Annotated in this window: 21 protein-coding genes; 11 read left to right on the top strand and 10 right to left on the bottom strand. The window is 59.5% G+C overall.

What is annotated here, in order from left to right:
* Positions 1 to 92 precede the first annotated feature (92 nt).
* The 7 genes from BK658_RS09320 to BK658_RS09290 all read left to right on the top strand — a co-directional run bounded on the left by BK658_RS09320 (position 93) and on the right by BK658_RS09290 (position 5,895).
* On the top strand, positions 93 to 1,754 hold the full coding sequence (locus tag BK658_RS09320; protein ID WP_123582058.1) for an OFA family MFS transporter: 1,662 nt from the start codon (positions 93 to 95) through the stop codon (positions 1,752 to 1,754).
* A gap of 270 nt (positions 1,755 to 2,024) precedes the next feature.
* Positions 2,025 to 2,618: an imidazoleglycerol-phosphate dehydratase HisB gene (hisB, locus tag BK658_RS09315; RefSeq protein ID WP_071552374.1), complete on the top strand. Its 594-nt coding sequence runs from the start codon at positions 2,025 to 2,027 to the stop codon at positions 2,616 to 2,618.
* Entirely contained in the window at positions 2,618 to 3,256 is a 639-nt protein-coding gene (hisH, locus tag BK658_RS09310; protein WP_123582057.1) for an imidazole glycerol phosphate synthase subunit HisH, read from the top strand. The genes hisB and hisH overlap by 1 nt, the downstream gene beginning before the upstream one ends.
* Positions 3,256 to 3,513, top strand: coding sequence for a DUF2164 domain-containing protein (locus BK658_RS09305; RefSeq protein ID WP_071552372.1), 258 nt, complete (start codon positions 3,256 to 3,258; stop codon positions 3,511 to 3,513). The genes hisH and BK658_RS09305 overlap by 1 nt, the downstream gene beginning before the upstream one ends.
* Positions 3,514 to 3,555: 42 nt before the next feature.
* On the top strand, positions 3,556 to 4,293 hold the full coding sequence (hisA, locus tag BK658_RS09300; RefSeq protein ID WP_019691297.1) for a 1-(5-phosphoribosyl)-5-[(5-phosphoribosylamino)methylideneamino]imidazole-4-carboxamide isomerase: 738 nt from the start codon (positions 3,556 to 3,558) through the stop codon (positions 4,291 to 4,293).
* Positions 4,294 to 4,302: 9 nt separating this feature from the next.
* Positions 4,303 to 5,073, top strand: coding sequence for an imidazole glycerol phosphate synthase subunit HisF (gene hisF, locus BK658_RS09295; protein WP_054595158.1), 771 nt, complete (start codon positions 4,303 to 4,305; stop codon positions 5,071 to 5,073).
* 66 nt (positions 5,074 to 5,139) lie between these two features.
* The gene (locus BK658_RS09290; RefSeq protein ID WP_123582056.1) at positions 5,140 to 5,895 is read left to right on the top strand and encodes a substrate-binding periplasmic protein; all 756 of its coding nucleotides are present in this window, start codon (positions 5,140 to 5,142) and stop codon (positions 5,893 to 5,895) included.
* On the opposite strand, the gene BK658_RS09285 is transcribed toward BK658_RS09290, so the two are convergent.
* The 5 genes from BK658_RS09285 to gpmI all read right to left on the bottom strand — a co-directional run bounded on the left by BK658_RS09285 (position 5,876) and on the right by gpmI (position 12,466).
* Positions 5,876 to 7,129, bottom strand: coding sequence for a trypsin-like serine peptidase (locus tag BK658_RS09285; protein WP_123582055.1), 1,254 nt, complete (start codon positions 7,127 to 7,129; stop codon positions 5,876 to 5,878). The genes BK658_RS09290 and BK658_RS09285 overlap by 20 nt on opposite strands.
* A 117-nt stretch (positions 7,130 to 7,246) precedes the next feature.
* The gene (locus BK658_RS09280; RefSeq protein WP_123582054.1) at positions 7,247 to 8,032 is read right to left on the bottom strand and encodes a divergent polysaccharide deacetylase family protein; all 786 of its coding nucleotides are present in this window, start codon (positions 8,030 to 8,032) and stop codon (positions 7,247 to 7,249) included.
* A gap of 1 nt (position 8,033) precedes the next feature.
* Positions 8,034 to 9,353 (bottom strand): S41 family peptidase, encoded by a 1,320-nt coding sequence (locus tag BK658_RS09275; protein ID WP_123582053.1) that lies wholly within the window; start codon positions 9,351 to 9,353, stop codon positions 8,034 to 8,036.
* A gap of 34 nt (positions 9,354 to 9,387) precedes the next feature.
* On the bottom strand, positions 9,388 to 10,683 hold the full coding sequence (locus BK658_RS09270) for a murein hydrolase activator EnvC family protein (RefSeq protein ID WP_123582052.1): 1,296 nt from the start codon (positions 10,681 to 10,683) through the stop codon (positions 9,388 to 9,390).
* Positions 10,684 to 10,936: 253 nt separating this feature from the next.
* On the bottom strand, positions 10,937 to 12,466 hold the full coding sequence (gene gpmI / locus BK658_RS09260; RefSeq protein WP_123582051.1) for a 2,3-bisphosphoglycerate-independent phosphoglycerate mutase: 1,530 nt from the start codon (positions 12,464 to 12,466) through the stop codon (positions 10,937 to 10,939).
* 150 nt (positions 12,467 to 12,616) lie between these two features.
* Between gpmI and BK658_RS09255 the strand changes: the two genes are divergently transcribed.
* The 3 genes from BK658_RS09255 to secB are packed head-to-tail and all read left to right on the top strand — an operon-like array spanning position 12,617 to position 13,825.
* Entirely contained in the window at positions 12,617 to 13,030 is a 414-nt protein-coding gene (locus tag BK658_RS09255) for a rhodanese-like domain-containing protein (protein ID WP_019691306.1), read from the top strand.
* 1 nt (position 13,031) lies between these two features.
* On the top strand, positions 13,032 to 13,286 hold the full coding sequence (gene grxC / locus BK658_RS09250; protein ID WP_123582050.1) for a glutaredoxin 3: 255 nt from the start codon (positions 13,032 to 13,034) through the stop codon (positions 13,284 to 13,286).
* Positions 13,287 to 13,342: 56 nt separating this feature from the next.
* Positions 13,343 to 13,825: a protein-export chaperone SecB gene (gene secB, locus BK658_RS09245; protein ID WP_123582049.1), complete on the top strand. Its 483-nt coding sequence runs from the start codon at positions 13,343 to 13,345 to the stop codon at positions 13,823 to 13,825.
* 195 nt (positions 13,826 to 14,020) lie between these two features.
* Here the strand turns inward: secB and BK658_RS09240 are convergent, their stop codons facing one another.
* Entirely contained in the window at positions 14,021 to 14,476 is a 456-nt protein-coding gene (locus BK658_RS09240) for a tRNA (cytidine(34)-2'-O)-methyltransferase (protein ID WP_019691309.1), read from the bottom strand.
* On the opposite strand from BK658_RS09240, the gene BK658_RS09235 reads away from it, so the two are divergent.
* Complete coding sequence (locus BK658_RS09235; RefSeq protein ID WP_019691310.1) at positions 14,475 to 14,915, top strand: hypothetical protein; 441 nt, start codon at positions 14,475 to 14,477, stop codon at positions 14,913 to 14,915. The two genes, BK658_RS09240 and BK658_RS09235, sit on opposite strands and share 2 nt — an antisense overlap.
* 463 nt (positions 14,916 to 15,378) lie before the next feature.
* On the opposite strand, the gene ntrC is transcribed toward BK658_RS09235, so the two are convergent.
* The 4 genes from ntrC to BK658_RS09210 form a co-directional block, all read right to left on the bottom strand.
* Entirely contained in the window at positions 15,379 to 16,815 is a 1,437-nt protein-coding gene (gene ntrC, locus BK658_RS09225) for a nitrogen regulation protein NR(I) (RefSeq protein ID WP_123582047.1), read from the bottom strand.
* The gene (gene glnL, locus BK658_RS09220; protein WP_123582046.1) at positions 16,812 to 17,897 is read right to left on the bottom strand and encodes a nitrogen regulation protein NR(II); all 1,086 of its coding nucleotides are present in this window, start codon (positions 17,895 to 17,897) and stop codon (positions 16,812 to 16,814) included. Before glnL ends, ntrC begins: the two co-directional genes overlap by 4 nt.
* A 253-nt stretch (positions 17,898 to 18,150) precedes the next feature.
* The gene (locus tag BK658_RS09215) at positions 18,151 to 18,777 is read right to left on the bottom strand and encodes a DUF4124 domain-containing protein (RefSeq protein ID WP_123582045.1); all 627 of its coding nucleotides are present in this window, start codon (positions 18,775 to 18,777) and stop codon (positions 18,151 to 18,153) included.
* Positions 18,774 to 19,280, bottom strand: a complete 507-nt coding sequence (locus BK658_RS09210; protein WP_123582107.1) for a DUF4124 domain-containing protein — start codon at positions 19,278 to 19,280, stop codon at positions 18,774 to 18,776. Before BK658_RS09210 ends, BK658_RS09215 begins: the two co-directional genes overlap by 4 nt.
* Positions 19,281 to 19,394: the final 114 nt, after the last annotated feature.

Here is a 19,394-nt window from a genome sequence, read left to right as displayed (position 1 = left end):
GCTCTACTCAATAAAACGGTCATGCCGGTGTGCAACAAGGCCGAGGGTGAAGAGTGTCTGGCGAACCATACTAATAATTGGGGGAAACACAAATGAGCACGAGTACCGAGGCGGGTATTATTCCCGCCCAGTCAGCGTTCCTGTCCAAGGAGCGGATCATCGCCAAGCCCGGTTTCAACCGTTGGCTGGTTCCACCGGCCGCGTTGGCCATTCACCTGTGCATCGGCATGGCCTATGGTTTTTCGGTGTTTTGGCTGCCGTTGTCCAAAGCCCTCGGCGTGACCGCGCCGGTGGCCTGCGCGCCAGGCATGAGCTTTATCGCACAGATTTTCTCGTCCCAGTGTGATTGGCCGATCTCTATGCTCGGCTGGATCTACACCTTGTTCTTCATCTTCCTCGGCTGCTCGGCAGCGATCTGGGGTGGCTGGCTGGAACATGCCGGGCCGCGTAAGGCCGGTGTCGTGTCGGCGCTGTGCTGGTGCGGCGGTTTGCTGATTTCCGCGTTGGGGGTTTATACCCACCAGATCTGGCTGATGTGGATCGGCTCCGGCGTCATCGGGGGGATAGGCCTGGGGCTGGGCTACATCTCGCCGGTTTCGACCTTGATCAAGTGGTTCCCGGACAAGCGTGGCATGGCGACTGGCATGGCGATCATGGGCTTCGGTGGCGGAGCGATGGTCGGTGCTCCGCTGGCGGCTGCGCTGATGGGCCATTTCGCTTCGCCGGCTGGCGTCGGCGTGTGGCAGAGCTTCCTGGTGATGGCTGCGATCTACTTCGTGTTCATGATCGGCGGTGCGCTGTCGTACCGCGTTCCGCCGACTGGCTGGAAGCCTGAGGGCTGGACCGCTCCGGCGAAAAAAGCCGCGAACGCGATGATCACTCACCGTCATGTGCACGTTAACGTTGCGTGGAAAACCCCGCAGTTCCGTCTGGTGTGGCTGGTGCTGTGCCTGAACGTATCGGCGGGTATCGGCATTCTCGGTATGGCGTCGCCGCTGTTGCAGGAAGTATTCGCCGGCAAATTGCTCGGCAACGATCTGACCTTTGGTCAGCTGAATGCTTCGCAATTGGCGTCGATCGCGGCAATCGCTGCCGGTTTCACCGGTTTACTGAGTCTGTTCAACATCGGTGGACGGTTCTTCTGGGCGTCGTTCTCCGACTACCTGGGCCGCAAAAACACCTACTTCGTGTTCTTCGCCCTGGGTTTTGCCCTGTACGCGTTGATTCCCAACCTCGGCCATCTGGGCAACATCGCGCTGTTCGTGGCGGCGTTCTGCATCATTCTGTCGATGTACGGCGGTGGTTTTGCGACGGTTCCGGCGTACCTGGCGGACCTGTTCGGTACGCAAATGGTCGGTGCGATCCACGGTCGCCTGCTGACTGCCTGGGCCGCTGCCGGCGTGCTCGGTCCGGTGTTGGTGAACTACCTGCGTGAGTATCAGTTGAGCATCGGCGTCGAGCGCGCGGCTGCGTATGACATCACCTTGTACATCCTTGCGGGCCTGCTGGTGCTGGGTTTCCTCTGCAACCTGCTGGTGCGTCCGGTGGCGGATAAATACTTCATGACCGATGCTGAACTGGCCGTCGAACAGGCGCTGGGTCACGACAAAGGCGCGGATAGCACGACCGTGCTGGAGTGGAAAGCTTCCTCGGGTAGCGTGCCATTGGCCGTTGCTGCATGGCTGGTGGTGGGTATTCCGCTGGCGTGGGGCGTTTGGGTGACATTGCAGAAGACTGCCGTCCTGTTCCACTAACGCCTCCCCTGTCTGATCGTTCCCACGCTCTGCGTGGGAATGCCTCCCGTGACGCTCCGCGTCACATTCGGTCGGACGCGGAGCGTCCAAGGCTGCACTCCCACGCAGAGCGTGGGAGCGATCAGCGGTCTCGGGATGCTTGTACTGACATGTATAGCCCCGGCGGCATTGGGTTCAGCCCGTCAGGGATATCACCTCGCGTGTTTCTGTTTGGCGTCCGCGCCCCTATAATGGCTGCCTTTTTCGCCCAATGATTTTGCGGAGCTGGTGATGGCCGAACGTAAGGCGTCTGTCGAGCGCGACACTCTGGAAACCCAGATCAAAGCCTCGATCAACCTGGATGGCACCGGAAAGGCCCGATTTGATATCGGTGTTCCCTTCCTTGAGCACATGCTGGACCAGATCGCCCGTCACGGGCTGATCGACCTGGATATCGAGTGCAAGGGTGACCTGCATATCGACGACCACCACACGGTGGAAGACGTCGGTATCACGCTGGGTCAAGCCTTCACCAAAGCCATCGGCGACAAAAAAGGCATCCGTCGTTACGGTCACGCCTACGTGCCGCTCGATGAAGCGCTGTCGCGCGTGGTGATCGACTTCTCTGGCCGCCCTGGCCTGCAGATGCACGTTCCATATACCCGCGCCACTGTCGGCGGCTTCGATGTCGACCTGTTCCAGGAATTTTTCCAGGGCTTCGTCAATCACGCCAACGTCAGCTTGCACATCGACAATCTGCGTGGGCACAACACCCACCACCAGATCGAAACCGTGTTCAAGGCCTTCGGTCGCGCACTGCGCATGGCCGTCGAGCTGGATGAGCGCATGGCCGGGCAAATGCCTTCGACCAAGGGCGTTCTGTAATGCAGACGGTCGCGGTTATCGATTACGGCATGGGCAACCTGCACTCGGTGGCCAAGGCCCTCGAGCACGTCGGTGCCGGCAAAGTGCTGATCACCAGCGATGCCAACGTGATTCGCGAAGCCGACCGGGTGGTTTTCCCCGGTGTGGGCGCGATTCGCGATTGCATGGCGGAGATCCGTCGCCTGGGCTTCGACTCGCTGGTGCGTGAAGTCAGCCAGGACCGTCCGTTCCTCGGCATCTGCGTGGGCATGCAAGCCTTGCTCGAGCGCAGTGAAGAAAACGACGGCGTCGACTGCATCGGCCTGTTTCCCGGCCAGGTGAAGTTCTTCGGCAAAGGTCTGCATGAAGACGGCGAACACCTGAAAGTCCCGCACATGGGCTGGAACGAAGTGAAGCAGACGGTGGATCACCCGCTGTGGCACAACATTCCGGACCTGGCGCGTTTCTACTTCGTGCACAGCTACTACATCGCCGCCGGTAACCCGCGGCAGGTGGTGGGCGGCGGTCACTACGGTGTCGATTTCGCTGCGGCGCTGGCTGATGGCTCGCGCTTCGCTGTGCAGTTCCACCCGGAGAAGAGCCATACCCATGGCCTGCAATTGCTGCAGAACTTCGCTGCGTGGGACGGTCGCTGGTAATGGCTGTCAAGAAGAAGCCGCCGATCCTCACGCTCACACCCGAGCAAGAGAACGAGGCCAACAGCAAGATCAAGCGTTTCATGGAAGACCGCTTCGAACTCGACCTTGGCTCGTTCGAGGCGGCTGAAATTCTTGAGCTGTTTACCCGCGAAATTGCTCCGCACTATTACAACAGGGCGATTTTCGATGTGCAGACGCACCTCAAGGAGAGGTTCGAAAGCATCGAAAGCGACTTGTGGGCGCTCGAGAAAAACTGATTTCCGAGCAACGCTGAAAAATCGAATTTAAAGGTTTGCCAGATGCTGATTATTCCCGCTATCGATCTCAAAGACGGTGCCTGTGTACGTCTGCGCCAGGGCCGCATGGAAGATTCCACAGTGTTCTCCGATGACCCGGTGAGCATGGCTGCCAAGTGGGTGGAGGGCGGTTGCCGTCGTCTGCATCTGGTCGACCTGAACGGCGCCTTTGAAGGCCAGCCAGTCAACGGCGAAGTGGTCACCGCGATCGCCAAGCGCTACCCGAACCTGCCGATTCAGATCGGCGGTGGTATCCGCTCGTTGGAAACCATTGAACACTACGTAAAAGCGGGCGTGAGCTACGTGATCATCGGCACCAAAGCCGTGAAAGATCCGGCCTTCGTCGCCGAAGCCTGCCGCGCCTTCCCGGGCAAGGTGATCGTCGGCCTGGACGCCAAAGACGGCTTTGTGGCCACCGATGGCTGGGCTGAGATCAGCACCGTGCAGGTCATCGACCTGGCGAAGCAGTTTGAAGCCGACGGCGTGTCTGCGATCGTTTATACCGACATTGCCAAAGACGGCATGATGCAGGGCTGCAACGTGTCGTACACCGCAGCACTGGCCGCCGCGACGCGGATTCCGGTGATTGCGTCCGGCGGTATTCACAACCTGGGTGACATCAAGTCGCTGCTCGACGCCAAGGCGCCGGGGATCATCGGCGCCATCACCGGCCGGGCGATTTACGAAGGCACCCTCGACGTCGCGCAAGCGCAAGCTTTCTGCGATTCGTACAAAGGCTGAGGACTTACCATGGCGCTGGCCAAACGCATCATTCCTTGCCTGGACGTGGATAACGGCCGGGTCGTCAAAGGTGTGAAGTTCGAGAACATCCGTGACGCCGGCGATCCGGTAGAAATCGCCCGTCGCTACGACGAGCAGGGTGCCGACGAGATTACCTTTCTCGACATCACCGCCAGCGTCGATGGCCGCGATACCACGTTGCATACCGTCGAGCGCATGGCCAGCCAGGTGTTCATCCCGCTGACCGTCGGCGGTGGCGTACGCACCGTGCAAGACATCCGCAACCTGCTCAATGCCGGTGCAGACAAGGTCTCGATCAACACCGCGGCGGTGTTCAATCCAGAGTTTGTCGGCGAAGCGGCGCAGCATTTCGGCTCGCAATGCATCGTTGTCGCCATCGACGCCAAGAAGGTTTCACTGCCGGGCGAAACCCCGCGCTGGGAGATCTTCACTCACGGCGGTCGCAAACCTACCGGGCTGGATGCGGTGGAGTGGGCGAAGAAGATGGAAGGTCTGGGAGCCGGCGAAATCCTGCTGACCAGCATGGACCAGGACGGCATGAAAAACGGCTTTGACCTGGGCGTCACGCGAGCTATCAGCGATGCCCTGGGGATTCCGGTGATTGCCTCTGGTGGCGTCGGCAATTTGCAGCACCTGGCTGACGGCATCCTCGAAGGTCATGCCAGCGCGGTGTTGGCGGCGAGTATTTTCCACTTCGGCGAATACACCGTGCCGGAAGCCAAGGCTTACATGGCGCAACGGGGTATCTGCGTCCGGTAAAGGCCTGTGGACAGCATGGCGGGCTCAGGGCAAGCTTGGGCACGCCATGGATTCCGGTAAACCGTCATGCTCAAACATCTTCTTCTGGTACTCGCCAGCGCCTCGTTATTATTGGCTGGCGCTGCGCATGCTGCAGAAAAAAACGGCACCGATCTGGTGTTGCTGACGGAAAACTTCCCGCCTTACAACATGGCGAAGAACGGCAAGAACTTCGCTCAGGAAGACAATATCAATGGCATCGCCGTGGACATCGTCCGCGAGATGTTCAAGCGCGCCGAAATCACCTACAGCCTGACCCTGCGTTTTCCTTGGGAGCGAATTTACAAGCTCGCCCTGGAAAAACCTGGTTATGGCGTGTTCGTCATGGCGCGGCTGCCGGACCGGGAAAAGCTCTTCAAATGGGTCGGCCCCATCGGCCCGGATGACTGGATCATGCTGGCCAAGGCTGACAGCAAGATTACCCTCGAGTCGCTGGCGCAGGCGCGCAAATACAAGATCGGAGCCTATAAGGGTGATGCGATTGCCGAGACATTGGCCAAGCAGGGTCTGAAGCCGATCGTGGTGCTGCGCGATCAGGACAACGCGAAGAAACTGGTCAACGGCCAGATCGACCTTTGGGCGACGGGAGATCCTGCCGGTCGTTACCTCGCTCGGCAGGATGGTGTGACTGGCCTCAAGACCGTACTGCGTTTCAACAGTGCGCAGCTTTATCTGGCGCTGAACAAAGACGTGTCCGACGAAATCGTCGCCAGGCTTCAGGCCGCGCTGGATCAGTTGCGCAAGGAAGGCGTGGTGGACGACATCATGGCGCGGTATCTCTGATGGCGTTCAGTGCATTTCGAGCGGTTGGTCTGCGATCAACAAGGTAAACCGCCCACGTGAATGCATTGCGCAAAAGTGTTGTGGTAATGGGCTGTTCTGCGCTGTTGACGCCAATGATACACAGCACGTGGGCGCCGGTTTGAGGCCCTATGGTCCGGTTGATATAAGGCGAGGCTGAGTCAAAGGTCGCACTGTAATGATCCGGTACACGGCAATCTTTTGCGTTGCGTGTGGTTTTGTATCGATAGAACGGTGCGCTGATTGAAAACCTGTAATTCCAGGTTGGCAAAATACTTTCCTGAACAGTGCTCCGCTCCACGTAGACGTGGCTTCGTATGTTCCAGGGTTCTTCGATAGCGATGTCCACGGGCTGCAACAAGCAGTTTGTCGAGCTGCCGTCGAACACGCCATTGATAAAACAGTAGTGCAGAAAGTTGGCGGCGTAGCTGTAGTTGTAGGTGCTCGCCTCGCAGGAGTCGCTGTAACGGCACTCTGACCGGTCTGTTCCATCGGAAGCCAATGCGTACTTGCTGACGATGCTGGTGATATCACCGTTGCTACGATCCAGCATCGGACTTCCGGAGCTGCCGCCGCGGATTGCATCGCATCGATTTCTGAATGCCAGCGGGAATACACCCGGATGTCCGATAAAGCTACCGGCCGATTGTTCCGAGCAAACGCTCATGCGCAGGCCTTGTTCGGTGAACCCTGGTGGAGCTCCAATGTTTAGCACGTCGCGACTCTCGTCGCTCTGGTGGGCGGCAAGTTTGAGTGGTTTGACACCTGAATTGATGAGGCTTGCCAGTGATTGCTCAACCTTGATTACTGCGAGATCGGTGCCGACAGTGCTGCTCCAAAGGGCGGTGCGTACCGGGTAGGTGATCTGCCGCTCAGGTTCGTCATAAAAGTAGTTGAAGGTGATGTTCGCAACGATGGGCACGTTGGTGCGTGCGGTACCGTATTCGTAGAGCACGCAATGACCGCTGGTGATCAGATACGCAGGCCCTACGGCTTTGCCTTCGCTGTTTCGGGTGTCGAGCAGGGAGGCGGTGCATGAAGCGCCGGAACTGAAGGTCAGGCGTCCGATGCCGCTCCAGAGTGTGTAGCGCTTATCGATGTTTTGCAGTGCTTTCGAAACTGATCCGTTGATGGCGCCTTCTCCCAGGTCCCGCGCTTGCAGGCAGGTACTGGTGATCAGCAGGCAGTAAAGGATTAGATGATTGATGTATTTCATGGCCATTCCTTGGGGATGAAATTCCGAGCGAGCTTTATCCTGGCACGTGCCTGAGTACCTGAAGGCATAGATAGTTATTGCATCGCAGCCAGCCGAAGATCGATGTGCAGGCGTGTTTCAGCGGGTGCGGTAGTTCCCATTGGTGCCATGGGCCGCCGTCGCGCGATTGCCGCGCACGCTGATCATCATCTTGATATCGATCCAGTCGATACCCTGGGCTTTGAGCTTGGGCAATTCTCGCTCAAGCACCGTCAGCGTTTGCGGATACGGATGGCCGATCATCACCGCCGAGCCTTGTTTGCGGGCCAGACTGATGGCGGTCTGTAGTTGAGTGAGGATTGCGGCCTCGGTGCGCTCGTCATCGAGAAACACATCCCGCGAAACGCTGGCCAGATCAATCTTCTGCGCCTCGGCGGCAGCGACTGTCTGAGCGCTGGTACGGCTGTCGACAAAGAACTTGTGCCGACGTTGCAGCTCGGCCATCAGCCAGGTCATGGCGGGTTGCTGGGCGGTCATGCGGCTGCCCATGTGGTTGTTGATGCCGCTGGTATAGGGCACGGCATTGAACGCCGCATTCAGGCGTTTCTCAAGCTCTTCGATCGGGAGTTCGGGATGCCAGGCGAACGGGCCGGTAGCCGGGTCCATGGGCATGTGCAGCATGACAATCTTGCCGGCGCGGTGGGCCTCGCGGGCAAATTCGGCAGCGTGGGGGGTGTCGGGCATGATTGCCGTGGTCACCGGCCCGGGCAGTGCCAGCACGCGGCGGTCGCGTGGCAGGTTTTGCCCGAGGTCATCGATGATCAGGCTCAGGTAGGCCTTGTGTGGCGCCGCCGTCTCGGCAGGCGCCGCATGAGCAGCGCCTGCCAGACAGCACAGCAGACTGAGGATGACCCGCAAACGCATCTCAGTGGCCGCGGGTGATGCTCAGGCCTTTGAGCAGGCTCAGGGCCTGGGCCAATTGGTAATCGTCGTCCTGTGGCATCGGTTTGGCTTTGCCGCTGGACTTGGTTGGCTTGTCGGCGCCGCCGTTGCCATTGCCCAGGTGACCTTGCAGATCGGCTTCCTTGAAGTACTCGCCGTCCTGTTCGTTGGTGATCTTGGCCTTGCGCACTTCGATGTCCGGAACGATGCCCTGGGCCTGGATCGAGCGCCCGTTTGGCGTGAAGTACAACGCGGTGGTGATCTTCAGCGCACGGTCGTTGTTCAGTGGCAGTACGGTTTGCACCGAACCTTTACCGAAACTGGTGGTGCCCATGACCACTGCGCGTTTTTGATCCTGCAAGGCGCCGGCGACAATTTCTGAAGCCGAGGCGCTACCGCCGTTGATCAGCACGACCATTGGCACCGCTTCGCTTTCGTCCTTGCCGGTGGCAGAGAAGCGCAGTTCGGAGTTGGCGATGCGGCCCTTGGTGTAAACGATCAGGCCTTTGGTGATGAAGTGGTCGACCACTTCGACCGCCGCTTGCAGCACGCCGCCCGGGTTGTTGCGCAGGTCAAGCACGATGCCGCTGAGCTTCTTGCCATTGTCCTTGCGCAACTTGGCCAGCGCCTTGGAGACCTCTTCGCCGGTCTTGACCTGGAACTGGGTGATGCGGATGTAGGCGTAGCCCGAATCCAGCAACTGGCTCTTCACGCTCTTGACCTGGATGGTCGCGCGGGTCAGCGTCACGTCGAACGGTGCACCACCATCGCGCACCAGGGTCAGAGTGATCTTCTCGCCGATCTTGCCGCGCATCTTGTCCACGGCTTCGGTCATGCTCTGGCCGCGGGTTGGCTGGCCGTTGATCTTGACGATGAAGTCGCCCGCCTGGATGCCGGCCTTGGAGGCAGGGGTGTCATCGATCGGCGAAACGACTTTGATGAAACCGTCTTCGGCGCCGACTTCGATGCCCAGGCCGCCGAATTCGCCGCTGGTGCTTTCCTGCAACTCGGCAAAGTCTTCCGGGCCGAGATAGGCGGAGTGCGGGTCAAGGTTGCTGAGCATGCCCTTGATGGCATTCTCCAGCAGGGTCTTGTCGTCAACCGGTTCGACATAGGCAGCCTTGATCCGGTCCATGACCTCGGCAAAGGTGCGTAGCTCTTCCAGCGGCAATGGCGCCTTGGTGGTCGCAGCAGTGCCCGCAGGCGCAACCGCCGGGGCCGGTTGAGCGGCAAACGCCAACGGCGCACCGATCACCAGAGCGATCGTCAGGGCCAGCGAATTGAGGCGGGACAAATGCAGCATGTCGAACGAACTCCTAATGTAGGTGACTCAACGCCTATCCTTGCGCGCGGCACCATTGTGCTGGATCACTCGGGTGACCCTGCTGACGAATAGCGAAATACAGTGCAGGTGTGTCCTGGCCACCACTGTTACCGACAGTGGAGATGGATTCACCGGCCTTGACCACGTCACCGGCCGCTTTAAGCAGCGTCTGGTTGTGGCCGTACAAACTCAAAAAACCATTGCCGTGGTCGAGGATCACCAGCAAACCGGCACCGCGCAACCAGTCGGCAAACACCACGCGACCGCCGTGTACGGCATGCACCTGGCTGCCCGCGGAGGCGCTGATCATCACGCCGTCCCACTTTGTTCGGGCATCGTCGCCACGGGTTTCACCAAAACGCGCAAGCAATCGACCATCGACAGGCCACGGAAGTTTTCCGCGGGCTGAAGCAAAGGGACCGCCGAAGGACTCGCCTGCACTTGAAACCAGTGCGCCGGGTGTCGACTTGGCGGGTTTGCGTGGGGCATCAGTAGGGGACTCAGCCCGGGCCTGAGCCTCACGTAAACGCTTTTTTTCGGCTTCCTGCTGGGCGATCAGCGCTTTTTGTCGCGCTTCTTCCGCCTCGCGTGCCTGGCGGGCCAGGGTTTCTTCGATGGTTTTGAGTACTTTAGACAGGTCGGCCTGGTCCTGCTCGCGGGTTTGCAGCTTCTGGTCGCGGGCTTTCACGTCGTCGTTGAGCTTGGCCAGGACTTGCTGACGCTCCTTGCGGACTTTCTCGAGTTCGTCGCGCTGGCTGTCGAGGCTACTTTTCTGCACCAGCAACTGGGCTTGTTGCAGGGCGATATCCTGCTCGACGTTGGCCAGCTGGCGAAGGGTTTCGTTGAAATTCTTCAACTGCTCCAGGCGTGCCTGGCTCAAGTAGTCGTAATAGGTGAGGGTGCGGGCGAATTTTTCCGGGTTCTGCTGGTTGAGCAGCAGCTTCAGGTACTCCTGACGGCCGTTCTGATAGGCCGCGCGGGCCTGAATGGCGATCAGTCGCTGCTGTTCAATGCGCGCGCTCTGGAGTTTTTTTTTCTCACCATCGAGTCGCTGTATCTCGGATTCGCTTTTCTTCAGCTCTTTTTGCAGTGCATCGACCTGCTTTTCGAGCTTGCCCATCTCGGTCTCGGTGCCTTTGAGCTCCTTTTGCACGCCGGACTTTTCTTCCTGCAACTTGCCCAGCAGCTTTTTCAGCTCGGCAATATCCTGACGCGTGGCGTCCAACTGTTGCTGGGTTTGCGCGCGTTCATCGGCAAACGCCGGATGGAGCAGGCAGGTCAGGGCAAGGGCAATCAGGGCGCGAAGCATAAAGGCGGGCGACACCAGGGGAAAAAGGACAGCCTAGTATGCCCGGCCAAGGCTGTAAAAAAAACGTCCATTTCTGGCTGTGTGATAACTGGACTGAAAAACACCGAAAACCAATGTGGGAGCGGGCTTGCTCGCGAAAGCGGAGTGTCATGCGACAACAATGTTGCCTGATACCCCGCTTTCGCGAGCAAGCCCGCTCCCGCAGCCGATTTATGGTGTGTCAGGGGGGATTTAAGCAATCCCCCCCTTTTGATCACACCAGAATCGACGTACCGGTCATCTCGGCAGGCTTTTCCAGCCCCAGCAGCATGAGCATGGTTGGTGCCACATCCGCCAGTACACCGCCTTCACGAACCTTGAGGTTGCGTTTACCGACGTAGATGAACGGTACTGGTTCGGTGGTGTGAGCGGTGTGCGCCTGACCAGTGGATTCGTCGGACATTTGCTCGACGTTGCCGTGGTCGGCGGTGATCAGCGCTTCGCCGCCGACTTTTTCCAGGGCATCGACGATGCGACCGACACACAGGTCCAGGCACTCGACGGCTTTCACCGCGGCATCGAACACGCCGCTGTGGCCGACCATGTCGCCGTTGGCGTAATTGACCACGATCACGTCGTAGCGCTGGTTTTCGATCGCATCGACGATCCTGTCGGTGACTTCCGGCGCGCTCATTTCTGGCTGCAAGTCATAGGTCGCGACTTTCGGCGACGGGATCAGGATACGTTCTTCGCCCGGGAACGGTTCTTCGCGACCACCGGAGAAGAAGAAGGTCACGTGAGCGTATTTTTCGGTTTCGGCGATACGCAGCTGGGTTTTGCCGTTTTTAGCCAAATAGTCGCCCAGCACGTTTTCCAGGCTGCCCGGCGCAAAGGCCGACGGTGCAGGAATGCTGGCGGCGTATTGAGTCAGCATGACGAAGCCGGCCAGTTTCGGCTGGCGAGCGCGCTCGAAGTCCTTGAAATCGTCTTCGACGAAGACCCGGGTCAGCTCGCGGGCGCGGTCGGCGCGGAAGTTCATGAACACCACGGCGTCGCCGTCTTCGACCTTGACTGGTTCACCGATGGTGGTGGCTTTGACGAATTCGTCGCTCTCGCCACGTTCGTACGCGGCTTGCAGACCCTGTTGGGCGGTGGCGGCGTTGAATTCGCCGATCCCGTCAACGATCAGGTTGTAGGCCTGGGACACGCGATCCCAGCGGTTGTCGCGGTCCATGGCGAAATAGCGGCCAATGATGCTGGCGATCCGGCCTTTGCCCAGCGTCTTGAATGCTTCATCCAGCAGCTCGATCGACGACTGTGCGCTTTTTGGCGGCGTGTCGCGGCCGTCGAGAAAGGCGTGCAGGTAGATCTTCTCGGCGCCGCGCTTGAAGGCCAGTTCGGCCATGGCGATCAGGTGATCCTGGTGGCTGTGCACGCCGCCTTCGGACAGCAGACCCATGAAGTGCACGGCTTTGCCGGCAGCAACGGCTTTGTCCACGGCGGCGCAGATGGTCGGGTTCTCGAAGAACTCGCCATCGCGGATCGCTTTGGTCACGCGGGTGAAGTCCTGATACACCACGCGGCCTGCGCCGAGGTTCATGTGGCCGACTTCCGAGTTGCCCATTTGCCCGTCCGGCAGGCCGACGTCCATGCCCGAACCCGAGATCAGGCCGTTCGGTACGGTGGCGTACAAACGGTCGAGGACCGGCTTTTTGGCCGCGAACACGGCGTTGGATTCCTGGCTTTCACTGTGACCGAAGCCGTCGAGAATAATCAGGACCAAAGGTTTAGGCGTGGTAGTCATGGATTCCACTCTGGCTTAAGTTAAAGGGGCGATGGAAAAGGGAGTGGCAGTTTAAAGGCAAGTTCATTCCACGTCACCGCCGGGCGGGGTTTGGTCGTCCATGGCGGCTGTGTATACTGGCCGACATTTTAACGCCCTGGAACCTCCTTGATGGTTGCTCACCTGATTGAATTTGCCACTAACCACTATTTGCTCGTCGGTATCTTCGTCGTTCTGCTGGCGTTGTTGATCGCCCGCGAAATGAGCCGTGGCGGCCGCAGCCTCAGCACCGCCGAGCTGACTGCGCTGGTCAACAAGGACCAGGGCGTCGTCGTCGACATCCGTCCAAGCAAGGATTTCGCCGCTGGTCACATTGTTGGCGCGCTGAACATTCCGCAGGACAAACTGACCGCTCGCGTTGGCGAACTGGAAAAGCACAAGGCCAAGACCATCATTCTGGTCGATGCCCTGGGCCAGCACTCCGGTACTCACGCTCGCGAGCTGTTGAAGTCCGGCTTCACCGCAGCCAAGCTGTCCGGCGGGATCTCCAGCTGGAAAGCCGACAATCTGCCGCTGGTGAAGTGATATGAAAAACGTCGTCGTCTATTCCAGCGATTACTGCCCCTACTGCTCCCGAGCCAAGTACCTGCTCGAGAACAAGGGCGTAGCCTTCGAAGAGATCAAGGTCGATGGCAAGCCGCAGGTGCGTGCCGAGATGGCCCAGAAAGCCGGACGTACGTCCGTGCCGCAAATCTGGATCGGCAGCACCCACGTTGGTGGTTGTGATGATTTGTTTGCCCTGGACCGCGCCGGCAAGCTCGACGCACTGCTCAGAGCCTGACTAAACCCTTAAGATCAGCAAACCCTACAAGACCCCGAGATCAAGAAGGATCTGTGATGACTGACCAACAGAACACTGCTGCTACTGAAGAAGAAACTGCACCGCAATTCTCCTTGCAGCGCATTTATGTGCGTGACCTGTCCTTCGAAGCCCCGAAAAGCCCGGCGATCTTCCGCCAGCAGTGGGAGCCGAGCGTTGGTCTGGACCTGAACACCCGTCAGAAAGCGCTGGAAGCTGACTTCCACGAAGTCGTGCTGACCCTGTCGGTTACCGTGAAAAACGGTGACGAAGTGGCGTTCATCGCTGAAGTCCAGCAAGCCGGTATCTTCCTGATCAAGAACCTCGACGAAGCCTCGATGAGCCACACCCTCGGTGCTTTTTGCCCGAACATCCTGTTCCCGTACGCTCGCGAAGCTCTGGACAGCCTGGTGACCCGCGGTTCGTTCCCGGCCCTGATGCTGGCTCCGGTGAACTTCGATGCCCTGTACGCGCAAGAAGTGCAACGCATGCAGCAAGACGGCGTACAGACCGTTCAGTAAGCGTTCGATGCTGCAACGAAAAAAGCGCCGTAACAGGCGCTTTTTTTATGGTTGTCGAGTCGTAGCAGCTATTGATCGTTCCCACGCTCTGCGTGGGAATGCCTCAAGGGACGCTCTGCGCCCAGTGACGCGGAGCGTCACGGGCTGCATTCCCACGCGGGAGCGTGGGAACGATCATGTACGGGGCTCAGGGGGTTATTTGAAGCCGAGCTGGCGCCAGCCTTCGTATACGGCCACCGCCACGGTGTTGGACAGGTTCAGGCTGCGGCACCCTTCGCGCATCGGCAGGCGCAGGCGCTGTTCGGCAGGCAGGGCATCGAGTACCTCGGCGGGTAGGCCACGGCTTTCCGGTCCGAACAGGAAGGCATCACCCTCGGCGAAGCTGGCGTCGTGGAACGGCCGCGAGCCCTTGGTGGTGAAGGCGAACAAGCGCGGATGGCCGAGGCTTTCCAGACAACTGGCAAGGTCGGCATGGCGTTGCAAGGTGGCATACTCGTGGTAATCGAGACCGGCCCGGCGCAGGCGCTTGTCGTCCATCTCGAAGCCCAGCGGTTCGATCAAATGCAGGTGGCAGCCACTGTTGGCGCATAGCCTGATAACGTTGCCGGTATTCGGCGGAATTTCTGGTTGGAAAAGGATGACGTGAAACATGCACGGCTCCGAAGGTAAAGATGGGCAGCATTCTACGCCTGAAGTGGACCCGCGACCGAAGCTATTCCCTCGGGTGATGGCCTCCTTGGCGATCGTCGGCGTCATGGTCGGGATGATGATCGGTCGCCTGACCGAGCCCGACCCTACAGTATTGCAACAGGTTGAGGTCGAACCCGATGGCTTGGTGGTGTGGTTCAACAATGAACCGAAGACCCACGGCGAGTTCATCGACGGTAGCGTCGCGTTGCTGTTCGAGGCTGAAGGCAAGGCACAAAACGGCCAGTTGAAGCTCAACGACAAGGACGTGAACTGGCGGGTGCGATTGAGTGATAAGGGCTTGTTGCTGACGCTGGTGGCGGCCCGGCCCCTGAAGGGTGAGTGGGCCGGTAGCGAGGTCAATGACCGCTGGCGGTTGGAGATCCATCTCCAGGAGCAATAAAAGAGGGAATCCCCGGCCTGCCTGTACCAAGGTTCCCCAAAACGGGAGGGGGTTCGTCGCGGTCTGCGTGATGAACCCCGGATGTAAAGAGGGGAATCCCCGGCCTGCCTGTACCAAGGCCCCCGAAACTGGGTAGTGAATCGAATCACTGATTGGACTATTGCAGGGCGCGTGCCAGGTTTTGATATGTGGCAACAAAAAACCTGCGTGAAGCGCTGAAAGCCCCGTGTTCCGGGGCTTTGGTTTTTTTGTGCAATGGTTTTTGGTGTTGCTGGAGGCGGGATTTTGCTTGCCGTGGAATGCGCGATTGCGGTTCACGGTGCATTGAGGCGGTGCACGCAGGCCCTGGCTTTAGATCGTTCCCACGCTCTGCGTGGGAATGCTGCCCCGGACGCTCGGCGTCCGCTGTGACGCAGAGCGTCACTGGATGCATGCCCACGCAGAGCGTGGGCACGATCATGTATCAGGCCTCATCCCCTTCATCGTCATCGCCGCTGTCGACCTTCATCCCCAGCTCCTTGATCTTGCGGGTCAAGGTGTTGCGGCCCCAGCCCAGTAACACGGCGGCGTCGCGGCGGCGGCCGGCGGTGTGTTTGAGGGCGGTTTCGATCATGATCCGCTCGAAGCTCGGTACGGCGCTGTCAAGCAGGCTCGACTGACCACGCGCCAACGCCTGATCGGCCCACTGACGCAGTGCTTGCTCCCAGTTGGTCACCGGTGCCGAATCCTGCGGCAAGCTCAGCAGCTCTGGTGGCAGGTCACTGATGTGCACTTCGCGACCCGACGCCATCACCGTGATCCAGCGACAGGTGTTTTCCAGCTGCCGTACGTTGCCTGGCCACGGCAGGTTCTTCAGGTATTCCTCGGTTTCGCTTTTCAGCAGCTTCGGCTCCACCGCCAGTTCTTGTGCGGCGCGGGCGAGGAAATGCTTGGCCAGGGTCGGAATGTCTTCGCGACGGTCCGACAGGCGCGGAATGTGGATGCGGATCACGTTCAGGCGGTGGAACAGGTCTTCACGGAATTTCCCGGCGTGTACCAGGGTTTCCAGGTTCTGGTGAGTCGCGGCAATGATGCGCACATCGACCTTGACCGGCACGTGACCGCCGACGCGATAGAACTCGCCATCGGCCAGTACCCGCAGCAAGCGCGTCTGGGTGTCGGCTGGCATGTCGCCGATTTCATCGAGGAACAGTGTGCCGCCATCCGCTTGTTCAAACCGTCCGCGCCGCAGGTTGGCCGCGCCGGTGAACGCGCCTTTTTCGTGACCAAACAGCTCGGACTCCATCAGGTCCTTGGGGATTGCCGCCATGTTCAGTGCGATAAACGGTGACGCCGCACGCGGGCTGTGGCGGTGCAGGGCGTGGGCCACCAGTTCTTTACCGGTACCGGATTCTCCGTTGATCAGCACGGTGATGTTGGAGTGGCTCAAACGGCCAATGGCGCGAAACACTTCCTGCATCGCCGGTGCTTCACCGATGATTTCCGGGGTGCGGGCCAGGATTGGCGCCACTTCCAGGCCTTGCTGTTCCTGGGCATGCTGGTTGGCGCGCTTGACCAGCGACACCGCTTCATCGACGTCGAACGGTTTTGGCAGGTACTCGAACGCACCGCCCTGATAGGACGCGACAGCGCTGTCCAGGTCGGAGTGCGCTGTCATGATGATCACTGGCAGCCTTGGGTGTTGCTCGCGAATCCGTGCCAGCAGGTCCAGGCCGCTGGTGCCGGGCATGCGGATGTCGGAGATGATCACGTCCGGTTGTTGGCGCGCCAGGCGGCTCATCACGCCATCGGCGCTGTCGAAGCTTTGCGTGGTCATGCCTTCCTGTTGCAAGGCTTTTTCCAGGACCCAACGGATAGAACGGTCGTCATCGACGATCCACACGGTTTCACTACGGCTCATGTCGATGTGGCTCCTTGTTCCAGTGGCAGAAAGATCGAGAACGTGGTGTGGCCTGGATGGCTGTCACATTCGATCAGGCCCTGGTGCTGGCTGATGATGTTCTGGGTAATGGCCAGGCCGAGCCCGGTACCGTCCGGGCGGCCGCTGACCATGGGGAAGAAGATGGTTTCCTGCAGGTCTGCTGGAATTCCCGGGCCGTTGTCGATGATTTCGAGCTTGGTCACCAGGCGATGGCGCACGTGGCCGATGGTGAACTGGCGCATGGCACGCGAACGCAGGGTGATGCGGCCCAGACGCAACTCGTTCTGGGTGCTGATGGCCTGCATCGCATTGCGCACGATATTCAGCACGGCCTGAATCATTTGCTCGCGGTCGATCAACACGTCCGGAATGCTCGGGTCGTAGTCGCGCACCAATGTGATGCAGCCTTGGCTCTCGGCTTCCACCAGATGACAGACGCGCTCCAGCACTTCGTGGACGTTGCACAGGGCTAGCGACGGCAGTTTGTTCGAGCCGAGCATGCGATCGACCAGATTACGCAGGCGGTCCGCTTCCTCGATGATGACGTTGGTGTAGTCCTTGAGGCTTTCTTCCGGCAGCTCGCGGGCCAGCAACTGAGCGGCGCCGCGAATCCCGCCGAGCGGGTTCTTGATCTCGTGAGCGAGGCCGCGCACCAGCATCTTGCTGGTTTCCTGCTTGGAGAGTTGCGCTTCTTCTTTGGTGATGCGCAGCAAGCGATCACGCGGGTGGACTTCGAGCAGCAGCAGCGTGTCGCCATTGCTCAGGATCGGCGTCACCGCATAGTCGACGGTCAGGGTCTGGCCGGTCAGCGCGGTGAGCATCGCTTCGCGCTTGGTAAACGGGTGCGCTTGTTCGACTGCCTGGCGCAGGGAGTTCAAGGCTTCGGTCGACTCGGTGAACAGCTCGCTGATGAATTGCCCATGGCTGCGCTGGCCGCTGATGGCCAGGAGCATTTCCGCCGCGGGGTTCATGTACTCAAGGCGCAGTTCGGCGTTGAGCAGAATGGTGGCGGTCGTCAGGTTGTCGAGTAGTAAGCGGTGCAGTGCGTCGCTGATGGTCATTAGGACCTCTTTTGGAGCGTGGCGGCTCAGAGACTGGTCTGAATCACGCGCGTGAACCGAGCGCTGATACGAGGAAAATGCAAAAACCAAACCAAGGCTCCGAAAAGAAGCGTTCAGGCCCTGAAATAGGCGTTTTAAGCGCGATTGCGTGGCGTTCTGCCGGCGTTTACGGGTATTTTCGAACCAAAATGGGTTGGAATATGGGTAGGGTGCAGTGCATTGCACCAATATAGTGCGCAAACCTGAACAAAGTTCAGAAGAAAGAAAAAATCCCGACTTTTTCTTCTTCGGGCTTATCCGCGAGCGGGCATTCCGGGCGTTGGCCGTAATCGGTCAGGGTGCAAGGCTTGACCAGGCGCTTCTGCGCCAGTGAGATACGCAGCATGTGGAATGGCTGGTTAGCCGTGCGTTCGACAATCCGCCCGTGTTCGTCGAGGATTTCCACCGCCAGTTGATGGGTGCCGCGATCAATATTGCTCAAGGCGAACACCGGGCTCGGGCCGGGATCGGCAGTCGGTTGGCCGTCCAGTAACAACCGATAGCGATGGCCGCGTTGCAAGGTGGGTTCGTTGGTGACACTAACGATCACTTCCCCCGCGCTGCTGCGAACCGAAGCGTCCGGTTCCGGTACGAGTACGCGAAGCATGTCGTAGTGAAACAGGGGTTTTTCTTCAGGCTTCTTTGGGGCTGCTTGCGGTATTGCCCTGCCGGGATTGGCCGACATGCGATTACCCGGCGCGAGTGTGACTCGCTTGGCGTTTCCAGGGCGGGGTTGATCGGTGAAGACCCGATTGCCCTGGGCGTCGACGTAGGTGTAGACCTCGGCCTGCACGGGCAGTGCGGTCAGCCACAGGCACATGGCGATTATCCAGCACCTCATGGGATGTGTACTCGCTGCACGGTGAAGGTAAGGGTCGGGCTTTGCTGCACCAGACTTTCTCCGGCCAGCACCTGCACCGCGAGACGGTGTTCGCCGCGATCGATGTTTACCAGTTGCAAGCGCGGCACGTTGCTCGGCTGACCATACGGTTGACCGTCCAGCAACAATCGAAACAGATGTGACCCATGCAAGCGTGGCTGAATCTGCACGCTGACGGTGAAGGTGCCGTTGTTGGCGCGCAGGGCCTCATCGCTGGGCAGGCCGGTCAGTTCCAGTACTGAATACACGGCGTTTTTGTCTGCGTGCGGGGCCGGTTGTTCGGGCGCTATTGGTGCTTGGCGTTCGATGCTGTTGAGTGGTGGCAACTCGACGGCCTGGCTCTTCACGCCATCGGGCGGCTGATTGCTGTAGGCGGTATTGCCGCTGGCGTCGGTGTAGCGGTAGATCTGCGCGGTGGCGGGCAGGGCGATCAGCATCAGGATGAACAGAAAACCACGACCCATAAAAAACGCCCAATAAACGAAAACGTTGGTTTGCAGCATAGGCCAGGGTTAGGTGTTGGCCCAATTCACTAACACCCTGACACGAAACAGCGATCAACCTCGCGTAGGCGCTGG

Source organism: Pseudomonas brassicacearum (assembly GCF_003732175.1).
GTDB classification, from domain to species: domain Bacteria; phylum Pseudomonadota; class Gammaproteobacteria; order Pseudomonadales; family Pseudomonadaceae; genus Aquipseudomonas; species Aquipseudomonas brassicacearum_G.
Note: the sequence above shows the minus strand (reverse complement) of the source record. Positions and strands in the feature narration are given on the sequence as shown.

Bases quoted from the DNA above. Each gene is read 5' to 3' on its own strand.
- BK658_RS09320 (WP_123582058.1), top strand. From the start codon at position 93: ATGAGCACGAGTACCGAGGCGGGTATTATTCCCGCCCAGTCAGCGTTC.
- hisB (WP_071552374.1), top strand. From the start codon at position 2,025: ATGGCCGAACGTAAGGCGTCTGTCGAGCGCGACACTCTGGAAACCCAG.
- hisH (WP_123582057.1), top strand. From the start codon at position 2,618: ATGCAGACGGTCGCGGTTATCGATTACGGCATGGGCAACCTGCACTCG.
- BK658_RS09305 (WP_071552372.1), top strand. From the start codon at position 3,256: ATGGCTGTCAAGAAGAAGCCGCCGATCCTCACGCTCACACCCGAGCAA.
- hisA (WP_019691297.1), top strand. From the start codon at position 3,556: ATGCTGATTATTCCCGCTATCGATCTCAAAGACGGTGCCTGTGTACGT.
- hisF (WP_054595158.1), top strand. From the start codon at position 4,303: ATGGCGCTGGCCAAACGCATCATTCCTTGCCTGGACGTGGATAACGGC.
- BK658_RS09290 (WP_123582056.1), top strand. From the start codon at position 5,140: ATGCTCAAACATCTTCTTCTGGTACTCGCCAGCGCCTCGTTATTATTG.
- BK658_RS09285 (WP_123582055.1), bottom strand. From the start codon at position 7,129: ATGAAATACATCAATCATCTAATCCTTTACTGCCTGCTGATCACCAGT.
- BK658_RS09280 (WP_123582054.1), bottom strand. From the start codon at position 8,032: ATGCGTTTGCGGGTCATCCTCAGTCTGCTGTGCTGTCTGGCAGGCGCT.
- BK658_RS09275 (WP_123582053.1), bottom strand. From the start codon at position 9,353: ATGCTGCATTTGTCCCGCCTCAATTCGCTGGCCCTGACGATCGCTCTG.
- BK658_RS09270 (WP_123582052.1), bottom strand. From the start codon at position 10,683: ATGCTTCGCGCCCTGATTGCCCTTGCCCTGACCTGCCTGCTCCATCCG.
- gpmI (WP_123582051.1), bottom strand. From the start codon at position 12,466: ATGACTACCACGCCTAAACCTTTGGTCCTGATTATTCTCGACGGCTTC.
- BK658_RS09255 (WP_019691306.1), top strand. From the start codon at position 12,617: ATGGTTGCTCACCTGATTGAATTTGCCACTAACCACTATTTGCTCGTC.
- grxC (WP_123582050.1), top strand. From the start codon at position 13,032: ATGAAAAACGTCGTCGTCTATTCCAGCGATTACTGCCCCTACTGCTCC.
- secB (WP_123582049.1), top strand. From the start codon at position 13,343: ATGACTGACCAACAGAACACTGCTGCTACTGAAGAAGAAACTGCACCG.
- BK658_RS09235 (WP_019691310.1), top strand. From the start codon at position 14,475: ATGCACGGCTCCGAAGGTAAAGATGGGCAGCATTCTACGCCTGAAGTG.
- BK658_RS09240 (WP_019691309.1), bottom strand. From the start codon at position 14,476: ATGTTTCACGTCATCCTTTTCCAACCAGAAATTCCGCCGAATACCGGC.
- ntrC (WP_123582047.1), bottom strand. From the start codon at position 16,815: ATGAGCCGTAGTGAAACCGTGTGGATCGTCGATGACGACCGTTCTATC.
- glnL (WP_123582046.1), bottom strand. From the start codon at position 17,897: ATGACCATCAGCGACGCACTGCACCGCTTACTACTCGACAACCTGACG.
- BK658_RS09215 (WP_123582045.1), bottom strand. From the start codon at position 18,777: ATGAGGTGCTGGATAATCGCCATGTGCCTGTGGCTGACCGCACTGCCC.
- BK658_RS09210 (WP_123582107.1), bottom strand. From the start codon at position 19,280: ATGGGTCGTGGTTTTCTGTTCATCCTGATGCTGATCGCCCTGCCCGCC.